This is a genomic window from Arthrobacter sp. LAR12-1-1.1 (assembly GCF_040676555.1).
Taxonomy (GTDB): Bacteria; Actinomycetota; Actinomycetes; order Actinomycetales; family Micrococcaceae; genus Arthrobacter.
In genome coordinates this window covers 54,104-74,487 of record NZ_JBEGIG010000001.1, presented here as the reverse complement: position 1 = coordinate 74,487, position 20,384 = coordinate 54,104, and the positions used below count along the sequence as shown (strand labels likewise).

Genomic DNA, 20,384 nt, shown 5'->3' with positions numbered 1-20,384 from the left:
GATTTGTACACATTCAGAGGCTCACAAGCCCCTGAACAGGGAAAACACGTGCCCGAGGTGGGACTCGAACTGCATTCCCTCCCCCGCAAACACTGGACTCCCGCGGAAGCATGCGGAATCCGGCCCGATCCGACCGACATACGACCCGATCCGAGGCCCAAAGTGCGCACAATGTACACACGCCAAATTGCCCAGTTCAAGGGATTGCGGCCCCGCTCCCCAATCCGGGGTGCAGCTGTTCTGTATTCTGCGCCAGGAGCCGTCCGGAACGGAATTACGGTCAGCCGCAGCATCAGGCGCCTCTGCCGCGGCGGACAGAAGATCCGTCATCGGCGTTCAGGAACGACGTATGGCGCGGGTCACCGTCACGGGCTGCCTGCCTTCTATTTGCAGCACCGTGACATGAAGGCGCCGCAGTCGCTGGGATGAATATGCCCAACTTCGCCGTTCACCAGGACGGCAGTGCCGGCACCGGGCCGTCCATTTCAACATGCTCGGCGTCCCCGCGCGCCAACCACTGGAGCAAGCCCTCACGATCAGACACAACCCGCAGGGCGCCGTTGCCAATGACCCACTCGTCACGCTCTTCGGTCACCAGCGTCATTCCCGGGGCGCCCTTAGCCCGCAAGGACCGCACCACAGCTTCGAGGGCATTCAAGAGCGAATCCGGGTCCGCTTCCTCGATGGTCCAAGCGGTGCCGAGGTCCTGGTGATGCACCACCACCTCGGCAATTCGAAGCGCCACGATGGATGTGGCGGGGAGGCCCTTGCCGTTCACCTGGACTTCCGGGGCCGCGAGGTCCCCGCCCAGCCGCTGGGCCTGTTCGGCAAAGTTTCGGGCAGACTCCCGGAGTTCCCCAATGAGCTCCTGACGGGGAAGGGCGGCGACGGCCGAGATCGCTTGCGAGCGGGCTTCGCGTGATGCATATAGGGGCCGCTCCTCGCCGGAGGCAGCCCATTCGATGAGGTTTACCAGTGCCCGGCCGCTCGAAGCAACGTGGGCGATGACATCGGCCCGTGTCCACCCCTCGCACAGTGAGGCGACGGTCATCTCATCGTCGGACAGGGAATCGACGGTGGCCAGGAACATCTCGGTTTCCCTGCCCAGGCGGGACAGGTCCGAGTGCAGGCGTGCGGCGTTGATCATCCTGCCAGCCTATCCGCGGGCCCGGGGCCGAACCACTCTTAGGTGCCTGCTGGTCGATATCCAGATCATATGGATTGAGACGGCACCTTCGCTGCCCGATGCTCCCCTGACGCCTTGCACCGCGGGGAACCACATAATGTGGCGCTTTGATACTTCAGGAATATGAATCCCACCCGGGCAGGAACCCGGGTATTTGCCGTATATGGCTCACGTCACACCTCTGTAAGGCTGGGAAGCAACTGGAGGACGGCCGCCTCGTCCTCCCGAGGCACAGCCCCTCCACATACTGTCCAGAGAGGACTTGGGACCATGACACAACCACAAACCGTTATCGCCGAAAATCCGCGAAAGGAGGCCCGCACGGCCAACTGGGTGGCATTGATCATCTGCACCGCCCTCGTGTTCGACGGTTACGATCTCGTCGTTTACGGCACAGTGCTACCCGGGTTGCTCGCGGACCCCAGCCAAATCGGGTCGTTTGATGCAGCCGCAGCCGGCCTTCTCGGTTCATGGGCCCTCATCGGAGTACTCGTGGGCTCGCTGACCTGCGGCGCCGTGGGCGACTTTTTCGGCCGGCGCCGGCTGATGCTCCTGGGCATCGCCTGGTTCTCCCTCGGAATGTTCGTTACGGCGCTGGCCACCACCGTCCCTGCCTTCGGTGCCATGCGCTTCGTCACCGGACTTGGCCTGGGAGTGGTCATTGCCACTGCCGGCGCCACCATGGCGGAGTTCGCACCCGCGGGACGGCGGCAGTTCTACAACGCAGTTGTGTACTCAGGCGTCCCAGCCGGCGGTGTGCTGGCTTCCGTCCTGGGCATCCTGTTCCTTGACAGCATCGGCTGGCGTGGACTCTTCATCATCGGCTCCCTGCCGCTCGTCATTCTCCTGCCTCTTGCCTGGCGCAAGCTGCCGGAATCACCGCGGTGGTTGCTCGCCCGGGGCCGTGAACAGGAAGCCGTGGCCGCTGCAAAGCGCACCGGCGTTCCGCTCATCGAAGAGCGGGAAATCCTGCAGGCCGGAGCGGCGCCGCAGAAGTCAGGCTTTGCAGCCGTCTTCTCCCGTCAGTTCGCGGTGGCATCCATTCTGCTGGGCCTGATGTCCTTCTCAGGCCTCCTGCTGACGTATGGACTCAACACGTGGCTGCCGAAAATCATGGAGGGATACGGCTACGGACGGACGTACGCCCTGTTTTTCCCGCTGGCACTGAATCTCGGAGCCGTGGCGGGCGGATTGCTCGCCTCCCGCCTGGCGGACAGGAGCGGTCCCCAGCGCATCATCGCCGCCACATTCGGGCTAGCCACCATCTCCCTGGCGCTCATGACCTTCAGCTTTCCGCTGCCGCTGCTTTTTGCCTTCATCGCTTTGGCAGGCGTAGGCACCCTGGGCACCCAGGTACTGGTGTACGGGTTCCAGTCCAACTATTTCACCACCAATGCCCGGGCAGCCGGTGTCGCGTGGTGTGCCAGCGTGGGGCGGTTGGGCGGGGTGCTCGGGCCGATCATCGGCGGCTGGCTGGCTGCTGCCGGAATCGGCGGATCCACTGCTTTTTACATCTACGGGGCTGTTGCACTGGTCGGCGCCGTAGTCACTGTCCTGGTCCCCCGTCAGCGCAAGCTGGAGGAGGCGGAGCACAAAGTCGAGCAGATCGCGGAAGGCCTTACCGAGAAAGCCCTTTCCGCTGCCCGGCTTGAGTAGCCGGCGCGGATTTGCCCGGCCCAATTCTGTCAGCAAAATGTACTAGTGGAGCCATTTGTGGTTATTCTATGAATAAATCATTGGCTCTGGGCAGCACGCACGGACCTGACCGGGCGAAGGGCGGCACCGTATGGAAATCCGGCAGTTGAACTACTTCATTGCGGTCGCGGAGGAGCGTCACTTCGGCCGGGCGGCAAAGCGGTTGCACATGGCCCAGCCGCCTCTGTCCCAGCAGATCCGCCAGTTGGAAGAGCAGTTGGGAGCACGATTGCTTAACCGCACCACCCGCCGGGTTGACCTCACAGCGGCGGGCCAACTCCTGCTGGACCGCGGACGGCAGATCGTCAACGACGTCGAAACGCTCCGGGCCGACGTCTACCAGGTGGGCAAAGGCGCAACCGGAGTGCTTCGCGTGGGTTTCTCGGGCTCAGCCACGTACGGCCTCATGCCCCAGATCGCCCGCCTTGCCAAACAAGTCATGCCGGGCCTGTCCCTTGCCCTGAACGGCGAAATGCTCACGCCCTCCATGGAGGCGGGGCTGCGGGACGGAACCCTGGACGCCGCGTTGCTGCGCCCGCCCGTGGCATCACAGGAGATCGACTACCGCGTCGTGACCCAGGAACCGCTCGTCGTCGCGATCCCGTCGTTCAGCGCCCTTGCCGTGGATCGGACCGTGGCAATGCACGAACTACAGGACCAGGACTTTATCGCCTACGCGCCCGAATCCGTGCTCTACCGCACCACCTCAGACCTCTGCCGTCAGGCGGGCTTCCAACCCCGCATCACCCAAGTGGTCGGCGAGACGTCCACCATGCTCGCGTTCGTGGCCGCCGGGGGCGGTGTGGCAGTCATGCCGGCCAGCGTGCGGGCCTTCCAGCTCGAAGGCGTCGCTTACCGCGAGATCGAAAACGTCCCACCGGTGGAACTCGCTGTGGCCTGGATGCGCGGACACCCCTCGGCCCTCTTACAGAACTTCCTGGACGTTGTAGATACGGCAACTGCCGTACCCCCGGCGCCTGCCCCCGGCCGCTAGCCCGTTTCCCCTTGATGAAAGGCTTCCCCAGTCATGAAGATCGCAGCCATTGAGGCCATTCCCTATTCGATCCCGTATCTCCATCCACTGCACTTCGCCTCCGGTTCCGTGCATGAGGCGGACCATGTACTCATCAGGCTTCGCACGGACGATGGCGTGGTGGGCACCGCCGACACCCCGCCGCGTCCCTACACCTACGGTGAAACGCAGAAGTCCATCGTTGCGGTTGTGGAGGATATTTTTACTCCCCAGCTGATCGGCGTGGACATTTTTGATCGCGAGAAGATCCAGATGATCCTGCACCGGACCGTCCACAACCAGACAGCCAAGGGTGCTGTGGACATAGCGGTGTGGGACGTGATCGGCAAGACGCTCGGACAGCCTGTGACTAAGCTGCTGGGCGGGTATTCCGACTCGCTGCGGGTCTCCCACATGCTCGGCTTCAAGCCCGCACAGGAGTTGCTGGCCTTGGCCCTGGAATTCCGTGAGACCCATGGCATCAACACGTTTAAGCTCAAGACCGGCCGCCGTCCGCTTCACCTCGACATCGAAGCCGCCCGGGTCCTGCGGGAGGGCCTTGGCGACGACGCCGAACTCTACATGGACGCAAACCGCGGCTGGTCCGCCAACGAGGCCGCCGAGGTACTGCGGCGGACCGCGGATCTGGGCCTGCAGTTCCTTGAGGAACCCGACGATGCCCGCGAAGTCCTGGGCAGGCGCCGCCTGGTGGAAAACTCCCCCATCCCCATCGCCGCGGACGAATCCGCCGCCAACCTTGGTGAGGCCGCACGGGAAATCCTGACCGGCGGCGCGAACCTCCTGGCGGTGAAAACGGCCCGATCCGGTTTTACGGAGGCCGCCAAGATCGTCGGGATGGCGGAGGGTATGGGCATCGACGTCTACATTGGCAACCAGATCGACACCCAGGTCGGCACGGTCGCCTCAGTGGTCTTCGGTGCCGCATTTGCCCACACAGCCAAGCGCGCAGCGGAACTATCCAACTACCTGGACATGACCGACGACCTGTTGGCCGAACCGCTGGAGATCACCGGCGGGCGCATCCATGTGCCTGAAGGCCCGGGCGTGGGGACCGCCGTTGACGAGGACAAGCTCGCGCACTACCGCACTGACCGCTAGCCATACCTTCCACCGAGAGGACACCATGAAGTACCTGGTCCACATGGACGTCAAACTTCCCGCCGATCTGCCCGCCGCTGAGGCCGCCGAGGTCAAGTCCAAGGAGAAGGCCTACTCGCAGCAGCTGCAGCGCTCCGGCAAGTGGCCGGAAATCTGGCGCGTCGTGGGGGAATATGCCAACTACTCGATTTTCGACGTTGATTCGAACGACGAGCTCCATGAGATCCTGCAGAACCTGCCGCTGTTCTCCTACATGGACATCTCGGTAGTTCCCCTCGCCAAGCATCCTTCCGACGTCAAGTAGCACCGGCGGCAGCGGCCTAAGCGCCGGCCGTGTTCCGGGTCAGTCCTTGGCCCGGAACACGGCCGCGAGTTCGCTGCGGGAGCGGATCCCCATTTTCCGGTAAAGCCGAGTCAGGTGGTACTGCACCGTCTTCTCCGCAAGGAACAGGGCCCGGGCCGCCTCCTTGTTGGTGGCCCCACCCGCCACCAGCTCGGCTACTGCCCGCTCTTGGGCGGTGAGCTGGGCGTGGTGGTCGCTGACGGCAGTCAGCACGGGGTCGGCCGGGTCGGGCAGGTTGCCGACGTCGAGGCCCGTCGCCTTGAGCTCCCGGTCGCACCGCTCCACATAGGTGGCTGCCCCCAGGGAGTCGTACAGGTCACGGGCCACACGCAGCACCGAAGATGCGAGGCGCCGTTTGCCGGCCCGGCGCATGCTTTGCCCGAATGCAAAACTGATCCGCGCGCGCAGATACGGCCGGTTGAGCCCCCGGAGGTGTCCCAGGGCCGCCTCGAAGTGTTCCCTGGCCGTCTCAGGATCCCCCTGTGCAGCCAGGAGCCGGCCCCTCGCCCACGCCATCCGCGCCGAGTCGGAGGGAACGTCCCGCTGGCGCGGCACGCGCTCGAAAGCCGTGAGGAACGACTCGGCGGCGTCGAGCTGGTCGGTCATGACCAAGGCGTTGACGTACGAATCCTGCCACGGCCAGAAAGACACGCGGTCCTCGGTCCACGGGTCCAGCTCCGTCAGTGGCTGCAGCACAGCCAGGGCGCTTTCGTAGTCCGCCCTCGCCTCATGGAACCGGGCCCGGGCGAGGCTCGCCGGAACCTGCATGGCACGGTAAGTGCCCGGTTGCACCGCGGCCTGGGAGACGTAGTAGCGGGCACGGTCCCAGTCGCCCCGCATGGACCAGAGCTCGGCCGCGGTCCAGTACAGCAGCGGGCGTATCAGTGGCATCCGAGATGTCTCGAGGCGCACGGAAGCACGCGTGATGGTGGCTGCGGCCGCATCCCAGTTGCCGAGGACGAGGTGGGTACGGGCTAGCCAGGCCTCCGCCCACAGGGAAATCCGCAGCGATCCGCCGCGATACTCGGTGGGAGCGGCGGACTCGAAATTCACTAGTGCCGATTCAGCGTTGTCGAGCCGCAGCGCCAGCCAGCCAGCACCCATCTGGACTCGCTGCTTCTGGGCGTTCTCGGCAGCATGGGCAAACGCCCGCTGGTAGGAGGCCTCCGCTTCTGCCGGCCTTCCCTGGGCATACAGGCCCAGGCCGTAGATCGCTTCTGATTCAACATGGGCGGGGGTTCCCGGCGCCGTGAGGGCCATGGCGCGCTCCGCCCACCCGGTAATCAGCGGACCGTCCCAGGAAGCCACCCCGTGCAGGACGAAACGCTGCGCCACCTGCGCTGCGGCGGTAGGTTCGCGCTCCGGGTTGCTGGTACGCCATGCCATCTCCAGCTGGGTTTGCGCGCTGTCGTTCTGGCCGGACACCGTAGACAGGTAGCCCAGCACCGAGGAGCGCAGCGGCGAGGAGGGCAGGGCGTCCACCGCACCGGCCCACATCTGCGCCCGTGCGATGTCGCCCGACCCTACGAGGGCATCGACGGCCCTCAGGAGCCTGTCGTTGCGGGAGCGGATGTCCAAGGAGAGCCGGGACGCGGAGAACAGCGCCGTTGAGGCGTCCTGCCATGCGCCCACCGTGGCCTGGCGGCGCGCAAACTCCTCCAGCTCTTCGGCCAGGGCCTCGTCTGGACCGGGTGTGGCCGAGACGCGGTGGCCCAACTGTTCACCCTCAGGCTGAACAGCCTCGGCGGCCAGCCGGTGAAGCGCGATGCGCCGGCTGGGAAGGATCTGTTCGTAGATGGCCTCAGCCGTGCCGGGGTCATGGAATACGACGGCGGAACTCGCCTGGTCAACGGACAGCCGCAGCAGCCCGGCGCGGTGTCCTTCGTCGAGGACCTCCATGAGGGAATCCACCCCGCTGACCCGGGAGAGCTCGGCCAGGCCGGCGCTGCGCCCAAGCACGGACGCAGCCTCCGCAATGGAGATCAGCCCGGGGGACGCGGCGTCCAGGATACTGCGCACCCTGGCCCTGATGCGGGAGGTCGGAGGCAGGGTCGGAAACCACGCCTGCCAGGTCTCCGCCGGCAGTTCCTGCAGCAGCTCCACGATCAGTTGCGGAAGCCCTTCCGTGTGCCGGACCAGCCCATGGGCCGCAGTCGCGCTGAGGTCTATACCGAACAGGCGCCGGGCGAGGTCCTGGACCTGCTGCGGGGAAAGCGGCTCCAGCGGAATCCGCACCACTTGGTGGCCGGTGAGGAAGTCGAGCACGCCTGCGGGGACACGCGCAGCGTCAACCAGGTTGAGTGTCAGCAGGAACAGGACCCTTTTTCCGTGCAGCCGGCGCATGACGAACGTGAGGATGCGCAAGCTCTCCACGTCAAGTTTATTGACGTCGTCGACGGCGACAACCACACTGCCGTGGGACTGCAGTCCTTCAAGGTGGGTGCTGAGGGTCGCGGCATAGTTGACCACTTGGGCCGCCGTGAGCGCTGCGACAGGGGCAGCGGCCAGGGCCGGGTGGCCGTCGTAATCCTTTGCCGAGCGCAGCGGCAAGGTGAGCATGAGCTGGGAGTAACCGGCGAGGGCAAACTGCGCCTCCCATTCATCCCCCATGGCGGACAGCACCCGGACTCCACGGGCCACAGTGCGGCAGTGCTCCAGGAAGTACTCCAGCACGGCAGTTTTCCCGGACCCGGAAGGGCCGGTAAGAACAACGGTGCCCACTTTGCCCTTGCGGACCGTGCGGAGGATTTCCAACAGCTCCGCGACGACCTCGGCGCGCCCCACCAGCGGCAGGTCCTCTGCCATATTCCCCTGGCTGGAGCCTGCCGTCATAGCCGCAAGTCTACCGCGGCGGGCGGCGTGGCTTTGGCGGCGGGCATCCAGCCAGACACTTAGCCCAGGTCCCCGCCGGCGACTGGAAGGATGCTCCCGGTCAAGTAGGACGCTTCATCCGATCCAAGGAACACAATGGGCGCGGCCTGTTCATCCAGGGTGCCGTAGCGCTTCATGAAGGAGGACTCCATGGTTTGGTCGACGATCACCTGGTACCAGGCCTTCTCCGTAGCGGATTCGGCCTGCGGCCCCCGCATGACCTTGCGGGGCGGAGCCTCGGTGCCGCCTGGAGCGGTGGCGACTACGCGGATGCCGCGCCCGGCGACTTCCATCGCCAATGACTGGGTCAGGGCATTGACCCCGCCCTTCGCCGCCGCATACGGGACGCGGTGCAGCCCGCGGGTGGCCACGGAGGAAACGTTGACAATGGTACCCGAGCCCTGTTGCAGCATGGACGGAAGCACGGCCCGGCAGGTCCAAAGGGTAGGGAACAGCGAACGCCGGACCTCCTTCTCGATCTTGTCCTCGTCGTACTCTTCGTAGGGGCGGGCCCAGATGGTGCCGCCGACGTTGTTCACTAGCACGTCAACCCGGCCGTGGGCGGCAAGCGCCGCCTCGACGGCCTGCTGCGCTCCAGAGAAGGTCTCGAGATCAACGGTCACCGAGGTGGCCGAGCCTCCGGAACCGGAATCTTGGGCCGCTGCCACGATCCCCCGCGCCACGTCGTGGACCACGTCGGCCCGATCTACCAGGACGACGTTGCCGCCCTCGGCAGCAATGCGATGGGCGACCTTCTGGCCGATGCCCTGGCCGGCTCCTGTCACCATGGCCACCTTGCCAGCGTACCGGCCCGGGGTAAGGAACTGTCCCGCGTACGGTGCTGCCATTAGTGGGCCACTTTGGCGTCGATGGCCCCGGCCATGGTTTCCTTGGCGTCACGCGCATGGGCCGTGATGACTTCCCGCACCCGCTCCCTGTCCTGGCGCTCGAAGGCCTCGACAATCTCGAGGTGATCCTGCGTAACCCGCTCGAAGATCGGGGTTCCCGCCTCGAACGCAGCCGCCATCTGCGCGTGGACGTCAAGCCGGCGGTAGGACTCCAGCAGCATCGGGTTGTCGCAGATCATAAAGAGGTATTCGTGGAACTCCTCATTGGTCCGCGCGAACTCCTCCGGCTCCTGGATGGTGCCCCCGGCGACGGAGCGTTTGGTGGCCTCGGCGAGGCGCCGGAACTGTCGCAGCTGCTCTTCGCTGAGGCGGCCCAGCAGCAGCTCGCTCACGGCCAGCTCCAGGCCCATGCGGGCGTCCAGCTGTGCGAAGCTGTCCTCCTTGCGGAAATCCAGCCGGCCCGTCTCAAGCGACGAGACTGCCTCGCCACGGCTCATCCTGTCGCCTTCTGCCGCGATCTTTGCGGCGTCCGCAGGCGCCCCTGTCTCAGCGTCGCCGCCGGTGGTTTCCTTCGGGGCGAACCGCTCGAAGTAGAAGTTGGCGGGCTTGATGCCCTCGGCGTCCAGCCACTTCGAAACAGCATTGACCATCGGAGGCGGACCGCATAGGTAGATGTCAACATCACCGTCGTTGAGGTGGGCGGGCGCGATGATCTGTGTGACGTATCCCGTGTGCGGTGCAGACGTCCCCGGCTCGGAGGCAATGTAGTCCCAAGTAAAGCCGGGGAGCTTCGCCTCGTATTCCCGCAGCCAATCCAGGCCCACAATGTCTGCCTCGCGGGTCAGGCCGTAAATCAGATGGACAGGGGTGGACGGTGGGTTCTCGGAGAGTTTCTCAAGGATTGACAGCAACGGGGCCAGGCCGGTGCCGCCTGCCAGGAGCAGCAAGGGCCGTTTGGGCTCGCGCAGGAAGAACGAGCCGTAGGGACCCGAAAATTCGATGGTGTCACCCACGGCTGCCCTGTCCCGCAGGTATTCCGACATGGCACCTTGCGGCGTCACCCGCACCATGAACGCAGCGTCCTGCACCTCTGGGCCGCTACTGAAGGAATAGGAGCGCTCCGCATCGGTTCCGGGGACCTTGAGGTTGACGTACTGGCCCGGGAGGAAGGCCAGGGCGTCCCGGTTTTCGACCTCCAGGGTGAAGGAAACAGTGGTTTCCGAGTGCCTGTTCAGTTCCTTCACGGTGGAAGTGAAGGTGCTGGCGGCCGTTTTGGCGGATTCCGAGGTGGCGGGGATCTGGATGGCCAGGTCGGATTCCGGCACCGCCTGGCATGTGAGCATGTACCCCTTGTCGAGCTCTTCCTCCGTCATGGCGTCGTCAATGTAGTCTCCCGGATCAAAGGAGCCGGAATCGCAAAAGGCCTTGCAGGTGCCGCAGGCACCGTCCCGACAGTCTGATGGAATGTTGATGCGTGCCTTGTATGCTGCATCCATCACCGTCTCGTAGTCGCCGACCTTGATGACTTTGGTGACGCCGTCCTCGAAGCTGAGGGCTACCTTGTGGCCCATGATTTCCTCCTGGCTGTGGGTCGCGTCGTCGCGGCCCGGGAATGTGCGGATCTGCCCGGTGGGCACGGATTTCTCAACGGCCGGGGCCGTCAGATCATGTAAACGTCCACCACGTGGTGGATGTAGTCGTTCTTCAGGACGACCTTCTTTTTGAGGATCACCGGCTCCCCGCCGGCCAGATCGATGGTGTAGAAGCTGGTCCCGAAGTATGTGTCCGTGGTGTTGTAGCGGAAGTACAGGGTGAACCAGTTGAAACGGACCTTCACCTGATCGCCGTCGTGCTCCTCGATCTCGATGTCGGTGATGTTGTGCCCGGTACGGGGCTCCGGGAGGGATGTGGCTGAGGACCGGTCCGTCTTGATTCGGAACACGCGGTCCTCGATGCCACCGCGGTTGTCGTAGTAGATGAGTGATATCTCGTTCTGCGGGTCCTCGGTGAGCCGGTCATCCACGTCCCACGCAGGCATCCAGAATTCGGAGTCCGGGTGGTAGCACTGGAGCCACTCGTCGAACTGGCGGTCATCCAGCAGGCGGGCCTCCTTGTATAGGAAGGCACGGACAGTTTCGAGGGTGGCGATCTCCTCGGAGGTCTTGAGTGACGGGGCCGGTTTGGTCAGGTTGGTCATGGCGTTTTGCACTCTCTTTGTTCCAGGTGGTTTCGGTCAGGCAGTGACGGGAACGGCATCCAGTGCGGAGCGTTCCTCCACCACCAGGGCCCGGTCCATGACTTCCTTCCAGTACCCGTGCTGGATCGGGTAAAGCCCCTCGTCTTCCGTGCGCACGCCGGAAGCGATCACCCTGGACATGCCCAGCGCCTTGGCCTGTTCGTCCGGGCCGGCTATCTCATGGGTGGATCCGCGGGTCATGTCGTTCCAGGGCGCCGCTGTGGCCCAGTAGGTCTTGTTGCAGGACCGGAACTCCTCGAGGTCGTCAGGAGTTGCCATACCGGTGGCGTTGAAGAAGTCTTCGTACTGGCGAATGCGCTTGGAACGGTTCTCCGGCGACTCGCCCTTGGGAGCGATGCAGTAGATGGTGACCTCCGTCTGGTCCGCCGAGATGGGGCGGAAGTGGCGGATCTGCGAAGAGAACTGGTCCATGATGTACACATTCGGGTACAGGCAAAGGTTCCGCGAGATGTTGATCATGAAGTTGGCCTGCTCCTCGCCATACTTGGCCACAAGCTCATCGCGGCGGTCCCACAGAGGGCGATCCTCCGGGTTGGTCCATTCCTGCCACAGGAGCAGGTGTCCGTGGTCGTAGGAATAGAATCCGCCCTTGACCTTGCCCCACTTACCGGCATCCATGGCTTTCGTCGTGTTTGCGGAGTCGCCGGCGCTGCGGCGGGCTGTGGTGGCAGCATAGTTCCAGTGCACGGCCGTGACGTGGTAGCCATCGGCGCCGTTCTCGGCCTGCACCTTCCAGTTGCCGTCATAGGTGTAGGTGGACGAACCCCGCAGCACTTCGAGTCCCTCCGAGGACTGGTCCACGATGGAGTCGATCACCTTGGTGGCGTCACCCAGATGCTCTTCGAGCGGGAGCACATCGGCCTTGAGGGAACCGAAGAGGAAGCCGCGGTAGGAGTCGAAGCGGGCAACCTTGGTGAGGTCGTGGGAGCCTTCTTTGTTGAACGACTCCGGATAGCCGGCGTTACGGGAGTCTTTAACCTTCAGTAGTTCACCGGAGTTCTTGAAGGTCCAGCCGTGGAACGGGCAGGTGAAAGTGGTGCGGTTGTCCGTCTTGCGGCGGCACAGCATTGCGCCGCGGTGGGAGCAGGCGTTGACGATGCAGTTAAGGTTTTCGTCCTTGTCCCGGGTGATCACCACGGGTGTGCGGCCGATGTTGGTGGTGAAGTAGTCCCCCACGTTGGGGATCTGGGACTCGTGGGCCAGGTATACCCAGTTGCCCTCGAAGATGTGCTTCATCTCCAGTTCGAAGATTTCCTCGTCGGTGAAAATTTCGCGTTTGGCCCGGATCACGCCGTTCTCACGGTCGTCGATCACGGCGTCGGCAAGGACCTCGCGGACATGGGTCAGGTTCTCGGTCATGCGTGCTCCTTCATTGGAGAGTGCTAGACGAATGGGCGGCGGGTCCGGCTGGCGGGGTGCCCGTAGCGGACGTTAGGAGACCAGTCTTGCCGCTCGTGACCCCTCTCACATCAGGTAAATGCCTAGGTTCAACCAAGGGTGGTTTTATGTACGCATCATGACTAAAAAGCGGCCAAATCGATATTTGTAGCGTCCTTATTCGGGACCTACGATGAGACAGACATCACGCGATTACTGCGCCGCAGACGAGAAATACTGCCCCAGTGCTTCGCAGCGGGCGCGGGAGAACTTCCTGGCCCTATTCAATGAGGAATGTGGAGATCACCATGACTGAGACCCAAACGGACGCCCGCAAAGAGAATGAGGGCACTGCCATCGAGGCCGGCTCGAAGGCCACGGAGCGCTTCACCGCCTCGGGAAAGCTCTCGCGGCTGGATGTGCCGAAGGAAAGGGTGAGCCTGCTGGCGGGGGCACTCATTAAGGCCGCTAATGACATCGTCGTCGAACACCAGGTCACTTACGAGGAATACAACGCACTCAAAGCCTGGCTCATCAAGGTGGGAACTGACGGGGAGTGGCCGCTGTTCCTCGACGTGTGGCTGGAGCACACCGTGGAGGACGTCAACTCCCAGGATCGTCCCGGCACCGTGGGTACCATCGAGGGGCCTTACTACGTGCCCGGGTCCCCCGTACTCCCGACCCCGGCCACCGTAGAGATGCGTGAGGACGAGGAGGGAACGCCGCTGAACTTCAGTGGCCACTTCACCGATACGGAAGGTAACCCGATCCACGACGCCCAGGTGGAGATCTGGCATGCGGACAGCGCCGGGTTCTACTCCCAGTACGCCCCGGGCCTCCCCGAGTGGCTCTTCCGTGCCACGGTCAAGGCAGACGACGACGGCCGCTTCGAAATCAACACGATGCGCCCGGCTCCCTACCAGATTCCCACGGACGGGGCCTGCGGGCAGCTGATCAGCGCGGCAGGCTGGCACGCCTGGCGCCCGGCGCACATCCACATCAAGGTTTCCGCGCCTGGCTTCCAGCCTGTAACTCAGCAGCTGTACTTCCCCGGTGACCCGCACAACGCGGACGACATCGCCTCGGCAGTCAAGCCTGAACTGATGCTGGACCCCAAGACGCGCATGGATGGCGGGGCTGGCGAAGAAGTGGTCTATGACTACGTGCTCGCCAAGGAAGGCCAGCACAAGTAAGAAGCGACCGCTGACCGATCGGTGCCGGCGCCTCGGCCCGGTACCGGAGGCGCTCTGGAGTGCAAGCTCCAGGGCGCCTGCCTTTTGCCGCCGTTGTCAGGAGCCCGAATGCCGTCATCCCGTCAGGACCTACCCGCCGCCGCCCATGTGGAGGCCGTTGAGGCTCCGATGCCTCAACCGCTGCTGGAACGTCCGGGCGTTCGCCCCGCCGGCGTACGCCGGGTTCTCCGTGACCTCGGCCTGCCCTATGTTTCCAACGGGGTGATCGGCCTCATCTTCTCCGCATCCGGCCCGATGGCCGTTACCTTGGCCGTCGGAACGGCGGGAGGACTTACCGAAGGTCAACTCGCTTCTTGGGTGTTTGGCATCCTTTTTTCGGGTGGGGCGGCGACTCTGGTCATGTCTCTCCTCTATCGGCAACCCTTGGGCTTTGCCTGGTCCATTCCCGGGACGGTGCTGCTGGGTCCGTCCCTGCAGCACTTGTCCTTTCCGGAGGTGGTGGGGGCCTTCTTCACGTCCGGATTGCTCATCCTCGCGCTGGGTGCCACCGGCTTGGTCCGCAGGATCATGGCAATGGTTCCCATGCCGATCGTCATGGCCATGGTGGCCGCGGTGTTCCTGAAATTCGGCACAGACATTGTTGGTTCAACCCAGGCTAACCCTGTGGTGGCTGCCCCGATGGTGGTCGCATTCCTGGTCCTCACGGCCGTGCCCGCCCTGGGCAGGTTTCTTCCGCCGGTGCTCGGTACTCTTGTGGTTGGTTGTGTCGCTGTGGCGGCAAGTGGCCAATTTTCCATCCAAAAAGGCGGACCGGTTCTGGCCACCCCGGTCTTCACCCTTCCTGAGTTCACCTGGGCCGCCCAGCTCGAGCTGGTTGTTCCCCTGGCACTGACTGTGTTGTTCGTTCAGAATGGCCAGGGCATCGCGGTTCTCCGTGCTGCAGGCCACAATCCGCCGGTCAACGTCTTCGCCATCGTTTCGGGCGCGTTTTCGTTGATCAATGCCGGCTGCGGTGCTGTCTCAGCCTGCGTGACCGGTCCGACGAACGCCCTCATGACGTCCTCAGGAAGCAGGCAGCGTCAGTACACAGCGGCCGTGGTGTTCGGCGTCCTGGCCATGGCCTGCGCCGTCTTGGCTCCCACCGTCACCCGGCTTATGCTCGCCACGCCCAGAGAGTTCATCCTTGCCCTCGGCGGCATTGCCATGCTGCGCGCTCTCCAGCAAGCGTTTGTGAGCGCCTTCGCCACGACGTTCACACTGGGGTCCTTGGTGACATTCGTGGTGACCATGTCCGGGACGAACCTCGCCAACATTCACTCGGCGTTCTGGGGCCTGGTCATCGGCTACACGGTGTCCCGGGTGCTGGAGCGCCCGGACCATCAGGCAAGATCCTAGCCCGGCGTTTTCATGACCCTTCCGCCCCGGAATTCTTCAAGTTGAACGGTCCCAACGGGCGTTAGGCGCCTGACTGGTCGGTGGTTTACTTGGGTGGACGCCGATTCCTGAGTGTTGGTGGTGAGGGTGAGTTGCCGAAGCGTTGCGTTCGACCGGCGATTTGCGTCAGGCCACGGGGTCTTCTTCGTACCAGCCCACCCAGGCCGATGACGTCAGCTTGATAGCGGGCGTCGCCAGGTCCTCCTCCCAGAGGACCAGATCCTGTTTGCGGTTGAGATGGAACAGCAGTGCCAGGTGGTGTACCAGTGAAATCATGGGGTGTTTTCCTTCCAAGCAGCGTGCAGCAGCCGCTCCAGATCCGCAGCGTCGATGCTGCGGGGATTCGACGGCGGCACATGGGGCAGTATGAGGTCCACAGCTTCGGTGATGTGGTTTTCGCGAAGTCCGAGTTCCCGCAGGGTGCGCGGGGCGTCGAGTGATTTGTAAAGGCGTTGCAGCCCGTGACGGCGTCCGCGCTCTCCAGCGCGGCGGCGATGCGTGCTGCCGCTTCCGGCGCTGCGGCCACGTTGAGAGCAGTAACGTGCGGGAGTATCACGGCGTGCGTCTGGGCGTGCGGAAGATCGAAGGTTCCGCCCAGGACGTGGCAGATCTTGTGGTGCAGCCCCGATCCGGCCGAGGCGAATGCCGTCGCGGCCAGGAACGCTCCGCTCAGGGTCTGTTCCCTGCCAGCCGCGCCGAAGGGGTCTGCCTTGATAGCCGGCAGTCCGCGGGCGAGCAGGCGCATGGCCTCACCGGCGAGCGCCGCGTTCACGGGATCGGCGCGGGGTGCCCAGAGCGCATCGATGCAGTGCGCCAGGGCGTTCAAACCGGAGTCCACTGACAGTGCCACTGGCAGCGAAAGCGTCAGCCCGACGTCGTAAATCACCGACGCCGGCAGGACGCGGTCGTCGACGCCGGTGGTCTGGCGACGAGGAAGAAGACGTCTTTTCCGGCAGCATCGTGGTGGACCACGGCAATACCTCGGGATTCGGCACAGTGGAAGATCCGGCCTTGGTGGCCATCTACACGAGCGCCTTCAAGGAAGGCTCGGTGCACCAAGGGACACAAGCCCAGTCTCTCGCGTTCTCCACGGACGCCGGCATGACGTGGAGCAAATACGCAGGCAACCCGGTGCTTGGCCGCGGCTCGGCCCATTTCCGGGACCCCAAGGTGTTCCGCTACGAGGGACCAGCCGGTTCCTGCTGGGTCATGGTGGCGGTGGAGGCCCAGCACCAGCAGGTTGTGCTGTACCGCTCGGCCAACCTCAAGGACTGGGAATACCTGAGCACCTTCGGCCCTGCAAACGCCACAGGAGGCGAATGGGAATGCCCCGACCTGTTCCCGCTCCCCGTCGACGGCGACCCGGACAACGTCAAGTGGGTCCTGGTGGTCAACATCAACCCGGGTGCCGTGGCCGGCGGCTCCGGAGGGCAGTACTTCGTCGGCGACTTCGATGGGGTGCAGTTCACCGCCGACTCTGATTCACTCGTTCCAGCGGATGCCGACGGGACCACGGATCTCAGACACTGCCTGTGGCTCGACTGGGGACGTGACTACTACGCCGCCGTCTCCTTCAGCAACGCCCCGGAGAACCGCCGCATCATGATCGGCTGGATGAACAACTGGGACTATGCCAACACCTTGCCCACGTCTCCGTGGCGCTCCGGGATGTCGCTTGCCCGCGAGGTCGAGCTCGCGACGGTGGACGGTTCGCCGCGCCTGGTGCAGCGCCCGGTGCTGCCGTTGGACTGTGGGGAGCCGACCCGCACCATCCAGGACGTGGAACTTCACCACTCCCTGTTGCAACTGCCCGACGCGGCGCCCGGATCAGCCCAGCTGATCGAGGCCGAAATCCTGCCCGGCACGGCCCGGACCGTTGCTTTCAGGCTTCTCGGCGCATCGGGCGGGAGCGCCGCAACGGTTCTCAGCTTCGATGCCGTTACGAGCCGGATCACCCTGGATCGCCGCAACTCCGGAAACACCGCCTTCCACGATAAGTTCGCGTCGGCTGAGTCGGCGCCAGTAAAGCTCGACGACGGCGTGCTAAGGCTCCGTGTAATCGTCGACCAGTGCTCCGTGGAGGTCTTCGCCCAAGACGGCAGGGTGGTCCTGAGCGATCTGGTGTTCCCCCTGTCCGCGCACCTGGGCACCGAAGTCCATGTGGAGGGCGGCACGGCCACTGTGCGGAAACTGGCCGTCACGGCCTTGTCCTAAACACAGCACCGCAGTGCCCACCTAAGGCCTGCCTGAACCAGGGCCAGCCACCGGCAGGGCCAAGACCGCGCAGCACGCGACGCTGTTTAGCCCGGCGGCTTTGTGCCGTATTTCCCTTACAGCTGATCGTCTTTTTTCATGCGCGTGCTGATACTGGCCACAGCAAAATGCTACGCCGTAGTTTTGTACACGGTCAGCGGCCCATAGGTTGCTGACCTGCGCAAACAATGTGCCCTTCGGCCTCATCACCTGGTTCGGGTTCCTCTCCTGGGCATGCTTCTTCGCCGCCGGCGGCCAACGCGCCGGGCTGCTCAAGACCGTCCCCGCCAACCTCTCCGGCGTGCTGTGGGGCGCGCCGTCACGGCGGCAATATCCTGTGGGGTCGTTCGACAGCACCCGCCAACGAGCCGGGCACCAAGTTCACGCCAGATTGGCGTTCCCTCCGCAAGGCTTGCGGGTTGTTTGCTATCGGGGCTCGCCGCGGCCGGCCCCCACGTTTTGGTGACTGCGTCATAGCTTTCGCCCGAATTCGGATATGCGATCAGGGGCGTATCAGTGGCTCTGCCCAGGGCCTCCAGCGATGGGGAGACCAGCTCCAGCGGCACGCAGTTCACGCCGATAGCCGCCACGAGCGGCTCCGCCGTAAAGAGCTTTGCCGCCTGAGCCAGCGGCGTACCGTCGCTGATGTGGCCGCCATCCCGTAGCGTGAAGGAGAGCCAGGCTTCGACGTCGAACTCTTTCATGAGTGCCAACAGGGCCTCGGCCTCCGGCAATGAAGGTAGCGTCTCACAGGCAAGAAAGTCCGCTCCGGCCTCCACCAGCGCTGCGATTCGAGGCCGGTGGAACTCCAAAAACTCGTTTCGGCCGAGGACATAGTCGCCCCGGTATTCCGATCCATCGGCAAGGTACGCGCCGTAGGGCCCGACTGATCCTGCAACCAGCAGGGGTCCCGCATCCGGGTTTTCGGCCAGGTACTCGCGGCGTGCCTCGTCAGCCAGGCGCACACTCAATGCCACCCGTTCCAAGGCCACTTCCTCGCCGATGCCGCGGCGCGCAAATCCCAGGGGTGTGGCTTGATAGCTCGCCGTGATGGCGACAGTGGCTCCGGCGCGGAAGTAATCGTGGTGTACGCGCTTGACCAGTTCCGGTTGTTCCAGAAGGACTTTAGCCGACCACAAAGGGTCTTCCAGATCGCAGCCGTGCGCTTCAAGCTCGGTGGCGAGTGCACCGTCCACGGTCAGGTTCGCTCCGGCGTCGAGCATGCGGGAAAGCATCGTGTTACTGGGCATCGTTCAGGGCTCCAAGCATTTCGGTTTGTTCTTTCCTGCGGGCAGTTGCGGCGCCTCGTGGCCCGGCAATGCAAGGTAGCACAACGTGCAGTGCCAAAAGCGCAGTGCAGCCCCGGGCTTGCAGATGACGGTCAGCAGCCGCTTGCAGCGACCGGTGTTCCGCGGCACAGTGACGCCCAAAGTCCGGCGGATGTGCCGAGTGAACGCGAATGCCTCCTCTAATTTTGTGCGTAATAAGCATTTCTTCATGCTTGTAATGCACATCACTCTATGCCACCATGGCATTCAGACACCATTTGCGAGCTGCCCAGGAAGAGGCTTCCCTTGAAAATTGCAATGAAATCAGTCCGCAAGCTGCGCGTGCATTGGCCCATAGCTTCGGAAACTTTCTCCCGGCTCGCCAGGGGCGACGCAGAAGCATTCAAAGATGAGGCCGGCATCGCGGCCCTGCTCCAGGCCTCGTCGGAGTCCCCTGACTTAGGGGATTTTGGCAACTACAGGCATGTATTCGAATCCGGCCTGGGTTTCGAGGGGTTCACATGCACTGAAGGCGCTAACCCTACGCTGGGGCAGGTGGGCCAGCGGACAATTTCACATACCTTGGTCTTCACGACGTATTTCGATGTGGCGACCCCTGACGCCGCCGTGGAACGCTTCCTGCAGCACATCGTGGATATCCATCCGTGGGAGGTACCGGTCATCGAACTGACAGGGCCAGTCAGCGTCTCCAGCACAGCCCTTCCGGCAGTCTTTGAGAGCGAGGCCGCATCATGATTGAAACCACCACGACCCGGCTTTGGGACGATCTGCAGCCGTTGCTGGCGGGCAGGTCATTCACCGACCTGACGCACGCCTTCCACCCTGGCCAGCCTCATTTCCCGGCATTCCCGGACGAAATCAGGGAGGCGGTGTTCGATCTGGAGAAAGGCGACGGTTTCACGGCTCACCGTTATTCGATCATCGGCCAATGGGGGACGCACGTTGACCCTCCCTCGCATTTCATCCGCGGGGGACGGACCTTGGACCAGATTCCTGTGGAGGATATGGTCCTTCCGCTGGCCATCCTCGACATCACCGCGCGGGTCACCGCAAATACGGACGCCACTCCCACGATGGAGGACGTCCAGGCATGGGAGAGCCGCAACGGTGCCATCGCCCCCGGGGCCTTTGTGGCGTTGCGGACAGGGTGGAGCCATCGCTGGCCCGACGCCGACGCCATGGCGAACAGGGACGATGAGGGTGTCAGCCACACGCCTGGCTGGTCGCAGGAAGTCCTCTCCTTCCTGGTTGAGGAGCGGTCGGTTACTGCCGTCGGCCATGAGCAGACAGACACCGACCCGGGACTGGCTACGTCCCGCCAGGATTTCAGCTTGGAGACCTATGTTTTGGCGCGGAACCGGTGGCAGATCGAGCTGATGGCGAACCTGGACGGGCTTCCAGAAGCCGGCGCCATCCTCATTGCAAGCTGGCCGAAGCCCCTGCACGGCAGCGGTTTTCCAGCCCGGGTCTTCGCCATCCACTAAGACACGTTCTCCAGTGACTAGAA

18 protein-coding genes and 1 pseudogene are annotated in these 20,384 nt (G+C 64.0%); 11 read left to right on the top strand and 8 right to left on the bottom strand.

What is annotated here, in order from left to right; genetic code table 11:
• Positions 1-448 precede the first annotated feature (448 nt).
• Positions 449-1,147: a maleylpyruvate isomerase family mycothiol-dependent enzyme gene (locus MRBLAR12_RS00355; protein ID WP_229992292.1), complete on the bottom strand. Its 699-nt coding sequence runs from the start codon at positions 1,145-1,147 to the stop codon at positions 449-451.
• 309 nt (positions 1,148-1,456) lie between these two features.
• Between MRBLAR12_RS00355 and MRBLAR12_RS00350 the strand changes: the two genes are divergently transcribed.
• The 4 genes from MRBLAR12_RS00350 (at position 1,457) to catC (ending at position 5,316) form a co-directional block, all read left to right on the top strand.
• Positions 1,457-2,842 carry an MFS transporter gene (locus MRBLAR12_RS00350; protein WP_364742524.1) on the top strand — a complete coding sequence of 462 codons (1,386 nt, stop codon included), beginning with the start codon at positions 1,457-1,459 and terminating at the stop codon, positions 2,840-2,842.
• A gap of 130 nt (positions 2,843-2,972) precedes the next feature.
• Positions 2,973-3,875 carry a LysR substrate-binding domain-containing protein gene (locus MRBLAR12_RS00345; RefSeq protein WP_229992290.1) on the top strand — a complete coding sequence of 301 codons (903 nt, stop codon included), beginning with the start codon at positions 2,973-2,975 and terminating at the stop codon, positions 3,873-3,875.
• A gap of 33 nt (positions 3,876-3,908) precedes the next feature.
• Positions 3,909-5,012 (top strand): mandelate racemase/muconate lactonizing enzyme family protein, encoded by a 1,104-nt coding sequence (locus MRBLAR12_RS00340; RefSeq protein ID WP_364742521.1) that lies wholly within the window; start codon positions 3,909-3,911, stop codon positions 5,010-5,012.
• Positions 5,013-5,037: 25 nt separating this feature from the next.
• Positions 5,038-5,316: a muconolactone Delta-isomerase gene (gene catC, locus MRBLAR12_RS00335; protein WP_229992288.1), complete on the top strand. Its 279-nt coding sequence runs from the start codon at positions 5,038-5,040 to the stop codon at positions 5,314-5,316.
• Between the two features lie 39 nt (positions 5,317-5,355).
• Here the strand turns inward: catC and MRBLAR12_RS00330 are convergent, their stop codons facing one another.
• The 5 genes from MRBLAR12_RS00330 to benA are packed head-to-tail and all read right to left on the bottom strand — an operon-like array spanning position 5,356 to position 12,690.
• Positions 5,356-8,187, bottom strand: coding sequence for an AAA family ATPase (locus MRBLAR12_RS00330; protein WP_364742518.1), 2,832 nt, complete (start codon positions 8,185-8,187; stop codon positions 5,356-5,358).
• A 59-nt stretch (positions 8,188-8,246) separates the two neighbouring features.
• A complete protein-coding gene (locus MRBLAR12_RS00325; protein WP_364742515.1) occupies positions 8,247-9,074 on the bottom strand; it encodes a 1,6-dihydroxycyclohexa-2,4-diene-1-carboxylate dehydrogenase in 828 nt (275 codons plus the stop codon).
• A complete protein-coding gene (benC, locus tag MRBLAR12_RS00320; protein WP_364742513.1) occupies positions 9,074-10,711 on the bottom strand; it encodes a benzoate 1,2-dioxygenase electron transfer component BenC in 1,638 nt (545 codons plus the stop codon). Before benC ends, MRBLAR12_RS00325 begins: the two co-directional genes overlap by 1 nt.
• A 23-nt stretch (positions 10,712-10,734) precedes the next feature.
• Positions 10,735-11,271, bottom strand: a complete 537-nt coding sequence (gene benB, locus MRBLAR12_RS00315; RefSeq protein ID WP_364742510.1) for a benzoate 1,2-dioxygenase small subunit — start codon at positions 11,269-11,271, stop codon at positions 10,735-10,737.
• Between the two features lie 36 nt (positions 11,272-11,307).
• The gene (benA, locus tag MRBLAR12_RS00310; protein WP_364742508.1) at positions 11,308-12,690 is read right to left on the bottom strand and encodes a benzoate 1,2-dioxygenase large subunit; all 1,383 of its coding nucleotides are present in this window, start codon (positions 12,688-12,690) and stop codon (positions 11,308-11,310) included.
• A 326-nt stretch (positions 12,691-13,016) separates the two neighbouring features.
• Between benA and catA the strand changes: the two genes are divergently transcribed.
• Together catA and MRBLAR12_RS00300 are read left to right on the top strand one after the other, a co-directional pair.
• A complete protein-coding gene (catA, locus tag MRBLAR12_RS00305; protein WP_364742505.1) occupies positions 13,017-13,901 on the top strand; it encodes a catechol 1,2-dioxygenase in 885 nt (294 codons plus the stop codon).
• Between the two features lie 108 nt (positions 13,902-14,009).
• Positions 14,010-15,296: a benzoate/H(+) symporter BenE family transporter gene (locus tag MRBLAR12_RS00300; RefSeq protein ID WP_364742502.1), complete on the top strand. Its 1,287-nt coding sequence runs from the start codon at positions 14,010-14,012 to the stop codon at positions 15,294-15,296.
• A 165-nt stretch (positions 15,297-15,461) separates the two neighbouring features.
• Here MRBLAR12_RS00300 and MRBLAR12_RS00295 read toward each other — a convergent pair whose 3' ends face one another.
• Positions 15,462-15,611: a hypothetical protein gene (locus tag MRBLAR12_RS00295; protein ID WP_229992281.1), complete on the bottom strand. Its 150-nt coding sequence runs from the start codon at positions 15,609-15,611 to the stop codon at positions 15,462-15,464.
• 23 nt (positions 15,612-15,634) lie between these two features.
• Here MRBLAR12_RS00295 and MRBLAR12_RS00290 point away from each other — a divergent pair, with 23 nt between their 5' ends.
• The 3 genes and pseudogenes from MRBLAR12_RS00290 to MRBLAR12_RS00275 form a co-directional block, all read left to right on the top strand.
• Positions 15,635-15,775: a hypothetical protein gene (locus MRBLAR12_RS00290; protein ID WP_364743777.1), complete on the top strand. Its 141-nt coding sequence runs from the start codon at positions 15,635-15,637 to the stop codon at positions 15,773-15,775.
• A gap of 403 nt (positions 15,776-16,178) precedes the next feature.
• The gene (locus MRBLAR12_RS00280) at positions 16,179-17,549 is read left to right on the top strand and encodes a glycoside hydrolase family 32 protein (RefSeq protein WP_364742499.1); all 1,371 of its coding nucleotides are present in this window, start codon (positions 16,179-16,181) and stop codon (positions 17,547-17,549) included.
• A gap of 229 nt (positions 17,550-17,778) precedes the next feature.
• Positions 17,779-17,844: pseudogene (locus MRBLAR12_RS00275) on the top strand (DUF1097 domain-containing protein); the annotation flags it as partial.
• Between the two features lie 16 nt (positions 17,845-17,860).
• On the opposite strand, the gene mmuM reads toward MRBLAR12_RS00275, so the two are convergent.
• Positions 17,861-18,838 carry a homocysteine S-methyltransferase gene (gene mmuM, locus MRBLAR12_RS00270; RefSeq protein WP_229992279.1) on the bottom strand — a complete coding sequence of 326 codons (978 nt, stop codon included), beginning with the start codon at positions 18,836-18,838 and terminating at the stop codon, positions 17,861-17,863.
• Positions 18,839-19,174: 336 nt separating this feature from the next.
• Here mmuM and MRBLAR12_RS00265 point away from each other — a divergent pair, with 336 nt between their 5' ends.
• Complete coding sequence (locus MRBLAR12_RS00265; protein WP_364742496.1) at positions 19,175-19,612, top strand: hypothetical protein; 438 nt, start codon at positions 19,175-19,177, stop codon at positions 19,610-19,612.
• Complete coding sequence (locus MRBLAR12_RS00260; protein WP_364742493.1) at positions 19,609-20,361, top strand: cyclase family protein; 753 nt, start codon at positions 19,609-19,611, stop codon at positions 20,359-20,361. Before MRBLAR12_RS00265 ends, MRBLAR12_RS00260 begins: the two co-directional genes overlap by 4 nt.
• Positions 20,362-20,384 lie beyond the last annotated feature (23 nt).

What these genes read in the sequence shown, in the direction of transcription:
- MRBLAR12_RS00330 (WP_364742518.1), bottom strand. Translation starts at nt 8,187, where the DNA reads ATGACGGCAGGCTCCAGCCAGGGGAATATGGCAGAGGACCTGCCGCTG.
- MRBLAR12_RS00300 (WP_364742502.1), top strand. Translation starts at nt 14,010, where the DNA reads ATGCCGTCATCCCGTCAGGACCTACCCGCCGCCGCCCATGTGGAGGCC.
- MRBLAR12_RS00265 (WP_364742496.1), top strand. Translation starts at nt 19,175, where the DNA reads ATGAAATCAGTCCGCAAGCTGCGCGTGCATTGGCCCATAGCTTCGGAA.
- MRBLAR12_RS00350 (WP_364742524.1), top strand. Translation starts at nt 1,457, where the DNA reads ATGACACAACCACAAACCGTTATCGCCGAAAATCCGCGAAAGGAGGCC.
- MRBLAR12_RS00345 (WP_229992290.1), top strand. Translation starts at nt 2,973, where the DNA reads ATGGAAATCCGGCAGTTGAACTACTTCATTGCGGTCGCGGAGGAGCGT.
- benB (WP_364742510.1), bottom strand. Translation starts at nt 11,271, where the DNA reads ATGACCAACCTGACCAAACCGGCCCCGTCACTCAAGACCTCCGAGGAG.
- mmuM (WP_229992279.1), bottom strand. Translation starts at nt 18,838, where the DNA reads ATGCCCAGTAACACGATGCTTTCCCGCATGCTCGACGCCGGAGCGAAC.
- MRBLAR12_RS00295 (WP_229992281.1), bottom strand. Translation starts at nt 15,611, where the DNA reads ATGATTTCACTGGTACACCACCTGGCACTGCTGTTCCATCTCAACCGC.
- MRBLAR12_RS00355 (WP_229992292.1), bottom strand. Translation starts at nt 1,147, where the DNA reads ATGATCAACGCCGCACGCCTGCACTCGGACCTGTCCCGCCTGGGCAGG.
- catA (WP_364742505.1), top strand. Translation starts at nt 13,017, where the DNA reads ATGACTGAGACCCAAACGGACGCCCGCAAAGAGAATGAGGGCACTGCC.
- MRBLAR12_RS00340 (WP_364742521.1), top strand. Translation starts at nt 3,909, where the DNA reads ATGAAGATCGCAGCCATTGAGGCCATTCCCTATTCGATCCCGTATCTC.
- MRBLAR12_RS00260 (WP_364742493.1), top strand. Translation starts at nt 19,609, where the DNA reads ATGATTGAAACCACCACGACCCGGCTTTGGGACGATCTGCAGCCGTTG.
- benA (WP_364742508.1), bottom strand. Translation starts at nt 12,690, where the DNA reads ATGACCGAGAACCTGACCCATGTCCGCGAGGTCCTTGCCGACGCCGTG.
- catC (WP_229992288.1), top strand. Translation starts at nt 5,038, where the DNA reads ATGAAGTACCTGGTCCACATGGACGTCAAACTTCCCGCCGATCTGCCC.
- MRBLAR12_RS00325 (WP_364742515.1), bottom strand. Translation starts at nt 9,074, where the DNA reads ATGGCAGCACCGTACGCGGGACAGTTCCTTACCCCGGGCCGGTACGCT.